General features: G+C 65.5%; 13 protein-coding genes. 2 read left to right on the forward strand and 11 right to left on the reverse strand.

Annotated elements, in window-relative coordinates; genetic code table 11:
- Window positions 1-142: 142 nt before the first annotated feature.
- The 7 genes from acpP to DIE11_RS10315 all read right to left on the reverse strand — a co-directional run bounded on the left by acpP (window position 143) and on the right by DIE11_RS10315 (window position 5,470).
- Entirely contained in the window at window positions 143-382 is a 240-nt protein-coding gene (gene acpP, locus DIE11_RS10285; RefSeq protein WP_004197638.1) for an acyl carrier protein, read from the reverse strand.
- Window positions 383-526: 144 nt separating this feature from the next.
- Complete coding sequence (gene fabG, locus DIE11_RS10290; RefSeq protein WP_059607041.1) at window positions 527-1,276, reverse strand: 3-oxoacyl-ACP reductase FabG; 750 nt, start codon at window positions 1,274-1,276, stop codon at window positions 527-529.
- A gap of 36 nt (window positions 1,277-1,312) precedes the next feature.
- Window positions 1,313-2,245, reverse strand: coding sequence for an ACP S-malonyltransferase (fabD, locus tag DIE11_RS10295; RefSeq protein ID WP_124623331.1), 933 nt, complete (start codon window positions 2,243-2,245; stop codon window positions 1,313-1,315).
- An 85-nt stretch (window positions 2,246-2,330) separates the two neighbouring features.
- A complete protein-coding gene (locus DIE11_RS10300) occupies window positions 2,331-3,320 on the reverse strand; it encodes a beta-ketoacyl-ACP synthase III (RefSeq protein ID WP_059607037.1) in 990 nt (329 codons plus the stop codon).
- Window positions 3,321-4,427, reverse strand: coding sequence for a phosphate acyltransferase PlsX (plsX, locus tag DIE11_RS10305; RefSeq protein WP_059607035.1), 1,107 nt, complete (start codon window positions 4,425-4,427; stop codon window positions 3,321-3,323).
- Window positions 4,428-4,556: 129 nt separating this feature from the next.
- A complete protein-coding gene (rpmF, locus tag DIE11_RS10310; protein WP_047900174.1) occupies window positions 4,557-4,736 on the reverse strand; it encodes a 50S ribosomal protein L32 in 180 nt (59 codons plus the stop codon).
- Window positions 4,737-4,834: 98 nt separating this feature from the next.
- A complete protein-coding gene (locus DIE11_RS10315; RefSeq protein WP_059607032.1) occupies window positions 4,835-5,470 on the reverse strand; it encodes a DUF177 domain-containing protein in 636 nt (211 codons plus the stop codon).
- 254 nt (window positions 5,471-5,724) lie between these two features.
- Between DIE11_RS10315 and DIE11_RS10320 the strand changes: the two genes are divergently transcribed.
- Together DIE11_RS10320 and DIE11_RS10325 are read left to right on the forward strand one after the other, a co-directional pair.
- Window positions 5,725-6,354 (forward strand): Maf-like protein, encoded by a 630-nt coding sequence (locus tag DIE11_RS10320; RefSeq protein WP_124623333.1) that lies wholly within the window; start codon window positions 5,725-5,727, stop codon window positions 6,352-6,354.
- Complete coding sequence (locus DIE11_RS10325) at window positions 6,351-7,073, forward strand: SAM-dependent methyltransferase (protein ID WP_059447957.1); 723 nt, start codon at window positions 6,351-6,353, stop codon at window positions 7,071-7,073. The genes DIE11_RS10320 and DIE11_RS10325 overlap by 4 nt, the downstream gene beginning before the upstream one ends.
- Window positions 7,074-7,145: 72 nt before the next feature.
- Here the strand turns inward: DIE11_RS10325 and DIE11_RS10330 are convergent, their stop codons facing one another.
- Genes DIE11_RS10330 through DIE11_RS10345 form a run of 4 tightly spaced genes read right to left on the reverse strand, consistent with a single transcriptional unit; the run spans window position 7,146 to window position 10,227 of the window.
- On the reverse strand, window positions 7,146-8,138 hold the full coding sequence (locus tag DIE11_RS10330) for a S49 family peptidase (RefSeq protein ID WP_124623335.1): 993 nt from the start codon (window positions 8,136-8,138) through the stop codon (window positions 7,146-7,148).
- A 12-nt stretch (window positions 8,139-8,150) separates the two neighbouring features.
- Window positions 8,151-8,561: a Rieske 2Fe-2S domain-containing protein gene (locus tag DIE11_RS10335; RefSeq protein ID WP_059607024.1), complete on the reverse strand. Its 411-nt coding sequence runs from the start codon at window positions 8,559-8,561 to the stop codon at window positions 8,151-8,153.
- Window positions 8,558-9,217, reverse strand: a complete 660-nt coding sequence (locus DIE11_RS10340) for an HAD-IA family hydrolase (RefSeq protein WP_059607022.1) — start codon at window positions 9,215-9,217, stop codon at window positions 8,558-8,560. The genes DIE11_RS10335 and DIE11_RS10340 overlap by 4 nt, the downstream gene beginning before the upstream one ends.
- A gap of 5 nt (window positions 9,218-9,222) precedes the next feature.
- The gene (locus tag DIE11_RS10345; RefSeq protein ID WP_059607020.1) at window positions 9,223-10,227 is read right to left on the reverse strand and encodes an RluA family pseudouridine synthase; all 1,005 of its coding nucleotides are present in this window, start codon (window positions 10,225-10,227) and stop codon (window positions 9,223-9,225) included.
- Window positions 10,228-10,718 lie beyond the last annotated feature (491 nt).

A 10,718-nucleotide genomic window follows, 5' to 3' on the forward strand; every position in this document is an offset into this window, starting at 1 on the left:
GATGACAAAAACAAAAGCCACAGTGGCCACAGGAACCAGCCCTGCGAGCCCTGTGGCTGTTAGTCCGTCCGGCGCGGTTGCCGGCAGGATGGCGCGTCAAACGCGAAGATCGCGGCGACGTGGCAGACAAGCGCTAAGGCGCTTACGCCTTGACGTTTGCGCGAGCGTAGTCGATCGCTTGCTGAACGGTCGTGATCTTCTCTGCTTCTTCGTCCGGGATTTCCATGCCGAACTCGTCTTCGAGCGCCATCACCAGTTCGACCGTGTCGAGCGAGTCCGCGCCCAGGTCGTTCACGAACGATGCTTCGTTCTTGATCTCGGCTTCTGCGACGCCCAGTTGCTCAGCGACGATCTTCTTGACACGTTGTTCGATGTTATCCATTACCCCTCCGAGGGAAAGTTCAGATTTACAAGTGCGCGCATTTTATCAGGTTTGCTGACGCCAAAACGCGCGTTGGCTTGATGGTCGATCAAGCGCCTATCCGCCTGAAAAACGGGATACGGCGCGGATGGTAAACGAAAACCGTTACGACATGTACATGCCGCCGTTCACGTGCAGCGTCGTGCCGGTGATGTAACCGGCCTGCGGCGATGCGAGGAACGCGACGGCATGGGCAATGTCTTCCGGGCTGCCGAGGCGGCCGAGCGGAATCTGGGTCTTGAGCGCGGTCTGCTGTTCTTCCGGCAGCGTCTTCGTCATGTCGGTGTCGATGAAGCCCGGCGCGACGCAGTTCACCGTGATGCCGCGGCTGCCGATCTCGCGCGCGAGCGCACGTGTCATGCCCGCGACGCCGGCCTTCGCGGCAGCATAGTTGACCTGCCCCGGGTTGCCGGCCGAACCGACCACCGACGTGATGTTGATGATACGGCCGCCGCGGGCCTTCATCATCGGGCGCAGCACTGCACGCGACAGGCGGAACACCGACTTCAGGTTGGTGTCGATCACCGCGTCCCAGTCCTCGTCCTTCATCCGCATCGCGAGCTGGTCCTGCGTGATCCCGGCGTTGTTGACGAGCACGTGGAGCGCGCCGAATTCCTTCACGGTCGCGTCGATCAGCGCTTCGGCCGCCGCCGCGTCGTTGACGTTCAGCACCGCGCCGCGGCCCGTCACGCCCGCTTCCGCGAACCCTGCGGTAATCGCGGCGGCGCCCGATTCGCTCGTCGCCGTGCCGATCACCGTCGCGCCCAGGCGCGCGAGTTCGAGCGCGATCGCCCGGCCGATGCCGCGAGACGCGCCGGTCACGATCGCGACCTGTTTATCGAGAGTCTTTTCCATGAATCGAATATCCGTCTCTTGAGGAAAGGCGCCGCGTCAGGCGGTCGCCAGCTTCAGTGCTTCGTCGAGCGAAGCCGGATCGAACACCGATGCGCCGACCAGGTTGCCGTCAATGCGCTTCGTCAGGCCCGACAGCACCTTGCCCGGACCGCATTCGATCACGTGCGTGACGCCCGTGCCCGCGATGTGCTGCACGCATTCGACCCAGCGCACCGGGCCCGCGGCCTGGCGCACCAGCGCGTCCTTGATCGCGGCCGGGTCGCTGGTCACCGCGACGTCGATGTTGTTGACGACCGGAATCTGCGGCGCCTTCACGTCGACGTTCGCGAGATAGTCGCGCAACTGGTCCGACGCCGGCTTGAGCAGCGACGAATGGAACGGCGCCGACACGGGCAGCGGCAACGCGCGCTTCGCGCCCTTCGCCTTCGCGATCTCGCAAGCTTTCTCGACGGCCGCCTTCGCGCCCGCGATCACGACCTGCGCCGGAGCGTTGAAGTTCACGGCTTCGACGACGCCCGCTTGCGCGGCTTCGACACACACCGCGCGCACCGTGTCGTCATCGAGACCCAAGATCGCGGCCATGCCGCCCTCGCCGACCGGCACGGCCGTCTGCATCGCCTGCGCGCGGAAGCGCACGAGCGGCACTGCGTCCTTGAACGCGATCGCGCCCGCGGCGACGAGCGCCGTGTATTCGCCGAGGCTGTGGCCCGCGACGATCGACGGGGCCGGGCCGCCGGCCTGCTGCCATGCGCGGTAGCACGCGTAGGCGGCCGTCAGCATCACGGGCTGCGTGTTGGTGGTCAGATTCAGTTCTTCGGCCGGACCTTCGGCGATCAGCTTGCCGAGATCCTGATTGAGTGCATCGGATGCTTCCTGAAGCGTCTCGCGCACGACGGCCAGATCGGCGAATGCGTTGAGCATGCCGACCGACTGCGAGCCCTGCCCCGGAAAAACGAATGCAAATTTCATATCGTCCCCAATTGAATCGATTCGGACGGCGCGCGCGAACGGCGCGCCGGTTCAGGATCCGCGCGCAGCCATTGCGCGCCGCGGATCAGTAGCGGAAGACGGATGCGCCCCACGTGAAGCCACCGCCGACGCCTTCGATCAGCACGTGCTGACCGCGCTGGATGCGGCCGTCGCGCACCGCGGTGTCGAGCGCCAGCGGGATCGACGCAGCCGACGTGTTGCCGTGCTGGTCGACCGTCACGACCATGCGCTCCTGCGGCAAGCCGAGCTTGCGGCAGGTGCTGGTCATGATGCGGATGTTGGCCTGGTGCGGAATCAGCCAGTCGATCTGCTCCGGCGCGAGATTCGCCTTGGCGAGCGCCTCGATCGCGACCTTTTCGAGCACGTTGACCGCGAGCTTGAACACGGCCTGCCCGTCCATGTACAGGAACGCGCTGCCGTCGATCACGCCGCGATTGACGTTGCCCGGTGTGCAGAGGATGTTCGAATAACTGCCGTCTGCGTGCAGCGCGCTGCCGAGCACGCCCGGCTCTTCCGATGCGGACAGGATCACCGCGCCCGCGCCGTCGCCGAACAGCACGCAGGTCGTCCGGTCCTTGAAATCGAGAATACGCGAGAACGTCTCCGCGCCGACGATGAGCGCCGTGCGGTGCTGGCCACTGCGGATGAAGCTGTCTGCCGTCGCCATCGCATAGGCGAAGCCGGAGCACACGGCCTGCACGTCGAATGCCGCGCCGCCGTTCTTGATGCCGAGCTTGTTCTGCAGCAGGCACGCCGTGCTGGGAAACACGAAATCGGGGGTCGAAGTCGCGACGATGATCAGGTCGATCGACTGCGGATCGATACCGGCCATTTCGATCGCACGACGCGACGCCTCGAGCGCGAGGTCGCTCGTCGTGACGTCCGGTGCGGCGAAGTGACGCGCATGGATGCCCGTGCGCGCAACGATCCACTCATCGCTCGTCTCGATGCCTTCCTTCGCGAGTCGATCGGCAAGCTGCTGGTTCGTGACGCGGTCGGGCGGCAGATAGCTGCCCGTGCCGAGCACGCGGGAATAGAGAGTCGATTGGGCCATTTATGCTTTAGAGGATTGCGCAGCGGAAGGTTCGGCGTGATGGCCTGCGGCCGGGCTCGTCTGGCCCGCGCCGCCCGCGTCGTGTTCGCCGTCGCCGAGCGACACCGAATTGTCCGCCATCGCGCGCGCGAGGCGCTCCAGCACGCCGTTTTTGACGGCATCATACCCGCGTTTGATCGCCCACTCAAACGCATAGGCATCGGCCGAACCGTGGCTTTTGATCACGAGGCTCTTCAGCCCCAGCAGCGCCGCGCCGTTGTACTGGCGGTGATCGACGCGCTTCTTGAAACGCATCAGCACCGGCAGCGCAAGCAGCGCCATCAGCTTCGACATCAGCGAACGGCCGAACTCCTCGCGGATGATGTCCGAGAGCATCTGCGCAAGCCCTTCGGACGTCTTCAGCGCGACGTTGCCGACGAAGCCGTCGCAGACGATCACGTCGACCGTGCCTTTATAGATGTCGTTGCCTTCGACGTTGCCGCGGAAATTCAGCGTGCTGGCGCGCAGCAGTTCCCCTGCGCGCTTGATCGTCTCGTTGCCCTTGATGACCTCTTCGCCGATGTTCAGCAGGCCGATCGTCGGACGCTCCTTGCCTTCGAGCGCGGCAACGAGCGCATGCCCCATCTCCGCGAACTGCAGCAGGTGCTGCGGCTCGCAGTCGACGTTCGCGCCGAGGTCCAGCATCATCGTGTAGCCGGTCGGGTTCGGCAGCGCGAACGCGATCGCTGGCCGCTCGATGCCGGGCAGCGTCTTGAGCACGTAACGGGAAACGGCCATCAGCGCACCGGTATTGCCGGCGGAGATACAGGCCTGGGCCGCGCCGTCCTTGACGTGGTTGAGCGCGACACGCATCGAAGAATCCTTCTTCTTGCGCAGCGCCACTTCGACAGGGTCGTCCATCGCCACGACTTCGGTGGCGGGCACGATGGTCAGCGCGGGATCGTCGAGGGCTTTCAGCTTTTTCAGCTGAGCGCGGATCGCGCTTTCGATGCCGACGAGCATCAGGTGCGCATCGGGATGCGCGCGGACGAACTTGACTGCCGCGGGAACGGTCACGGACGGGCCGTGGTCGCCTCCCATGCAATCGATTGTGAGCTTTACGGTCATGGAATGCGACGAATTTCAGGCACAAAAAAGCGGCAGTTGAATGCCGCCTTTTTGTTGAGCCAGGAAAGTGTCAAGCGAACCAGTTGTCACGCGAACGGCGAACGTAGCGCGCAACGCGTGACTTGACGCTTAGTCGTTCTTCGTCTTGACGACTTTCTTGCCGCGATAGTAGCCGTTCGGGCTGACGTGGTGACGCAGATGCACTTCACCCGTGCTCGGCTCGACTGCCAGCGGCGACGCCGTCAGGAAATCGTGCGAACGATGCATGCCGCGCTTCGACGGCGACTTCTTGTTTTGCTGGACTGCCATGACTAACTCCTAAATAATTTTCCGGATTCTAACACAGCCCGATCCGGCGCTTAACTACCCTGGCCCAAAGCCCTTACGCCTTCCCGCGCCACAACTGCTTAGTGTTTCTTGCCGCCGTCCCCGTCCTTCTTCAGCGCTTCCAGCGCCGCGAACGGATTCGGCCGTTTGCCTTCGTCCTCGTCTTCGGCGGACTCGTCGTCCGCGTCTTCCGAAGGACCGCTCGCACCCGACACGAGGCTTTCGTGAACTGCCGGGCAAACCTCGTGCTTGGGCACGAGCGGCAACGAAAGCAGCAACTCCTCTTCGATCAAGTCGACGAGATCGAACTGGCGTGAGCCCACGATCACATCGGCTTCATCGTCGTCGAGCGGAAATTCTTCAGCTTCTTCTTCGGTCGCAACGACCCGGTACGTCATGTCGACGTCGAACGTCTGGTCGTACGGGGTCATGCAGCGCTGGCACGTGAGCCACGCATGGCCATGCACCGCGAGGCGCAGATACGGCTGCTGCCCATCGGCGCCGTCGTCCTGCAACTCTTTCTGGGTGAACCCTTCGGCCTGCCACGTGAAGACCGTGTCGCGATCGGACGCGTCCGCCGGCACTTCGTTCAGCATGCGCGGCAGCTGCGACAGGCGCACGGCACCCGCTGCTTGCCGCCCGCTGCGGGCCAATTCGAACAGGTCGACCGCGTGCGGATCAAGCAACGCCGCAGGTTTGCCAGAAGAAGTGTTCATGTTGCGCTCCTGCCTACAGGCTGACTTGCGGGATCCGGCTTGCTGGCGCCACATATTTGGCGCCGCACAGTGCGCGATCTACGCCGCGTACGATTACGTACTTTACGTCCGAAGACCCGGCAGGCGCCACCACAGCGAAAGCCTGCCGATGAAAAGCGGGAAAGCATACCTGTTTTACCTTTTTCGGTCAATCACTTATGCTTGCGCCCTCGCAACACCGCGCCACACCTGACGACTCATCGACCCAACCGACCATGCCGGATACCGTTTGCCGCCCGCCGCGGCTGATTCTCGCCTCCAGTTCCCGCTACCGCCGCGCGCTCCTCGAGCGCCTCGGCATGCCGTTCGACGTCATGTCGCCCGACCTCGACGAAACCCCGCTCGCAGGAGAAACGCCGGCCGAGACCGCACTGCGCCTCGCCGGCGCGAAGGCGCGCGCGGTCGCCGCGACGATCGACGCGCCGGACGGCGTGCTCGTGATCGGGTCGGACCAGGTCGCGACGTTCGACGGCCGCCAGATCGGCAAGCCCGGCACGCACGAGCGCGCGCTCGCGCAGCTCCTGTCGATGCAGGGCCGCGACGTCGAATTCCACAGTGCGCTCAGCCTGTACGACAGCCGCACGGGTGAAACCTGGAGCGAGGACGTCGTCACGCACGTGCGCTTCCGCTCGCTGTCCGAAGCCGAACTCGACGCTTACCTGCGCGCGGAAACGCCGTACGACGTCGCCGGCAGCGCGAAGTCAGAAGGGCTCGGCATCGCGCTGCTGGATGCCATCGACTCCGACGACCCCACGGCTCTCGTCGGCCTGCCGCTGATCGCGCTCACGCGGATGCTGCGCGCCGCGGGCTATCCATTGTTCGCTACCCAGGGAGACCGCGCATGACGGCCGGCACGCTCTATCTCGTCCCGAACACCCTCGGCGAAGGCGACGCATCGATGCTCGCCGCCGTGCTGCCCGCGGCCGTGCAGGCGCGCGCCGGCACGCTCGGCTACTACATCGGCGAAAACGCGAAAACGACCCGCGCGTTCCTGAAGAAGATCGGCACGACGCGGCCGATCCAGGAGATCGAGATTCGGGAACTGAACGTCAATACGCCGGCCGGCGAGATCGACCGGCTGCTCGCACCGGTACTGGCGGGCGCGGACGCCGGGCTCGTATCCGAGGCCGGCTGCCCCGCCGTTGCCGATCCCGGCGCGCTGCTGGTCCGCCGGGCGCACGAGCGCGGCGTGAAGGTCGTGCCGCTCGTCGGGCCGAGTTCGATCTTGCTAGCGCTGATGGCATCGGGCCTGAACGGCCAGAGTTTCGCGTTCAACGGCTATCTGCCGGTCGATGCGGCCGCGCGCGCGAAACGCCTGCGTGAACTCGAGCAGCTGTCGCGCAAGGCGCGCCAGACGCAGATCTTCATCGAGACGCCGTACCGGAACCATGCGATGCTCGATACGCTCGTCGCGACCTGCGCGCCGTCGACGCAGATCTGCGTCGCGGCCGACTTGACCCTCGAAACCGAGACGATCGCCAGCCGTTCGGTGGCCGACTGGAAAAAGGCGCCGGCGCCGAACCTGCACAAGCGCCCTGCCATCTTCCTGCTGCTCGCGAACTGAGATCGGCACCGGCAACAGCCTCGCGGCACGGGGCGCCCCGCCCCAATCGGCGCGGCGCCGGCCGGCTGGCGCTCAGCGCAGGCTGAACGACGTGCCGCCCGCGGTCAGCGCCTTCATCGCGGCACCGCCGACCGCCGCGCCGAACTTGCGCGCAACACGATTCGTCAGGCTTTCCTTCACCGTGTAGTCGACGAGATCCGGCGCCTTCAGCACATCGCGGGCGACCGTGTCGGTCGTGCCGTAGCCGTCGGCGAGCCCGAGCTCGACGCTCTTCTCGCCGGTCCAGAACAGGCCCGAGAACATGTCGGGCGTTTCGTGCAGCCGCTTGCCGCGGCCATCCTTCACGGCCTTGATGAACTGCGCATGGACCTGGTCGAGCAGCGCCTGCGCATGGGCATCCATCTTCGGCGTGTCGGGCGAGAACGGGTCGTAAAAGCCCTTGTTTTCACCCGCCGTGTGCAGGCGGCGATCGACGCCCAGCTTGCCCATCAGGCCCGTGAAACCGAACCCGTCCATCAGCACCCCGATCGAGCCGACGATACTCGCCTTGTCGACGAAGATCTTGTCGGCGGCGGACGCAATGTAATAGCCACCCGATGCGCACATGTCGGTCACGACGACGTACAACGGCTTGTCCGGATACTTCGTGCGGAGCCGGCGAATCTCGTCATAGACCATTCCTGCCTGCACCGGGCTGCCGCCCGGGCTGTTGATCCGCAGCACGACGCCGGCCGTGCCGCTGTCGTCGAAAGCGGCATCCAGCGCCGTATTGATGTCGTCGGCATTCGCGTTGGTGCCCGCCGCGATCTCGCCGTCGATCGTCACGAGCGCCGTGTGGCGCCCGCTCGACGAGAACTTCGAGTCGCTCGAGAAATCGATCAGCGCGAACGCGAGCAGCACGAATACGCCGAGAAACGCAAAGCGGAAGAAGATCTTCCAGCGCCGCGCCGCGCGCTGTTCCTTGACGGCCGCGAGCGCGATCCGCTCGAGCGCCGCACGCTCCCAGTTCGGTTCGCGGCTGTCGGGACGGGAGGAGGAATCAGGGATGTTCGGTTGGTCGGCCATGCAGTGATGTCTTCAGTCGGTCGTGGCGGAAGGGGGCGGAGCGGCGGGTCCCAGGTCGGCATCCGGCACCCAGAATACCGCACGCCCGTCCGGCGTGTCGCGCTCGTCGACTTCGACCGGTCGCAGGCGACCGCCGCGGCACGGGCCGCCGACACACTTGCCAGTATCCGGCGCGTAGATCGCGCCGTGCGTCGCACACATCAGGTACAGGCCCGACGACTCGAAGAACTGCCCTTCGGCCCAGTCGAGTTCCATCGGCACGTGCGCGCAGCGGTTCAGGTAGCCGTACGCACGACCTTCGTAGCGCACGAAGAACACGACCGCCTGCTCGCCGCGCAGCGATGCGTCGACGCGCACGCCGGCACCGCCGTCGGCCAGCGCGTCCGATGCGCACACGCGCACGACTTCCGGCGCCGTGCTCATGCGTGCTCTCGCAGCCACGCCGCCAGCGCGCCGACGTCCGGCGCGACGAAGCGCGGCGTCAGCGCGGCCAGCGCATCGGCCGTGTGCGCACCATACGAAACACCGATGCCGGCGGCACCGGCACTGGCGGCCATCTGCAGGTCGTGCGTGGTGTCGCCGATCATCACGGTACGCGCAAGATCCTGCCCCAATTCGCGCGACAGTTCGTGCAGCATCGCCGGGTGCGGCTTCGAGAATGTTTCGTCCGCGCAGCGCGTCGCATCGAACAGGCTCGTCAGCTTTGACTGGTCGAGCACGCGGTTCAGCCCGACGCGGCCCTTGCCGGTCGCGACCGCGAGCAGGTAACCCATGTCGCGCAATTCCGCGAGCAGTTCGCGCACGCCGGCGAACAGCTCGATGCGCTGATCGTCCAGCAAGTAGTGATGGCGATAACGTTCGGCCAGCCGCGGATAGTCGGACGGATCGAGGGTCGGCGCAGTAATCTGAAGCGCATCGCGCAGGCCGAGGCCGATCACATAGCGGGACGCCTCGTCCGACGGCGTGGGCAGGCCGAGATCGCGGCACGCGGCCTGGATGCTGTGCGCGATGTGCGCAGTCGAATCCATCAGCGTGCCGTCCCAGTCGAAGACGATCAGGTCAAATTGCTGTCGGGCCATGCGAGTCAGGCGGTATCGCGCAGAGCGCTGAGTTGATCGAGGAAGCGCCGGCATTCGTCCGGCAGCGGCGCGTCGAACTGCAGCGCCTCGCCGGTCAGCGGATGCGTGAGCTTCAGCCGGTGCGCGTGCAGGAACATCCGCTTGAGCGACGGCTGCGCATTCGCGCGCGCCAGCGCCTTGTTCAGTGCGAAGTCGCCATACTTGGCGTCGCCGGCGATCGGCAGGCCGAGATGCGCGAGGTGCACACGAATCTGATGGGTCCGACCCGTTTTGAGTTCCGCTTCGACCAGCGCATAGTCCGGCCAGCGCTCGATCAGGTTGAACACCGTGTGCGACGGCAGGCCGTCGTCCTGCACGCGCACCCGCCGCTCCCCTTCCGGGGTCGAATACTTGAACAGCGGCGCCTTCACCGCACGGCGGCGGCCCCAGTCGGCCTGCCATTCTCCATGTCCGCACGCGAAGTAACGCTTGTCCATCCGGTTCTCGCGAATCTGCTCGTGCAGGCCGACGAGCGCCGAGCGCTTCTTCGCGAGCATCAGGATCCCGGACGTCTCGCGGTCGAGCCGATGCACGAGTTCGAGGAACTTCGCGCGCGGACGCGCCTGACGCATCTGCTCGATCACGCCGAACGCGACGCCGCTGCCGCCGTGCACGGCCACGCCGGCCGGCTTGTTGATGACGAGCATGGCGTCATCTTCGTACAGCACCTCGAATTGCGCGGGCGGCACGATCGGCGTGTCGGCGCGCGCGAGGTCCGCCGCCGCCACGCGCACGGGCGGTACGCGCACGATGTCGCCGAGGGCGAGGCGGTACTGCGCATCGATCCGGCCCTTGTTCACGCGCACTTCGCCGCTGCGCAGGATCCGGTAAATATGGCTTTTCGGCACGCCTTTACAGACGCGCAACAGGAAGTTGTCGATCCGCTGACCGGCCGAGTTTTCGTCGATCTCGATCATCGATACCTGGCCGCTTGCGACTGAATTCTGGGATATTTTGCCTAACTCATTCATACTGAATATAATTTTGCCCAGCCTGACGTTGAGGGTGGCCTGACCGGCCGGCCCCGACCGAGTCGGGCAAGGTGCAAGCGGAAACCATTATTTTACTTGCGCCGGGGGTCCGCTGCTCGCCCCTAATCAAAGAGATGCAGCAAGTTGCACGCACGGCGCCGCCCGTCGGCAAGGATCGCGCCCACAGGCGGATTCGGTCGGCAAGGCGCCGCGGTAACGGAAAGTTGGTTGAAAAGAATTTGATCGGCAGCCCGACGGCGCGAAGTGCGTCCGCAGGCTGCCGGTTGCGAAAATTACGGCGTTGCGCCCGATTTGGCCCCGCGAAGCGTGCGGGGCTTGGCGACGTCAAACCAGGGAAGTACACCCCAAGCGGGAAAGTCGGGCTGGATTCGATACTCCCCGCTGCGGCCCAAGCCGCAGCATCTGCCGCCCGTCGGCGCGCGCGACGCATTGCGCGCGCCCGTGGCAATGCGCGGACTCAGGCTTAGCGC

It is taken from the genome of Burkholderia sp. Bp9012, from assembly GCF_003853825.1.
Classification (GTDB): domain Bacteria; phylum Pseudomonadota; class Gammaproteobacteria; order Burkholderiales; family Burkholderiaceae; genus Burkholderia; species Burkholderia diffusa.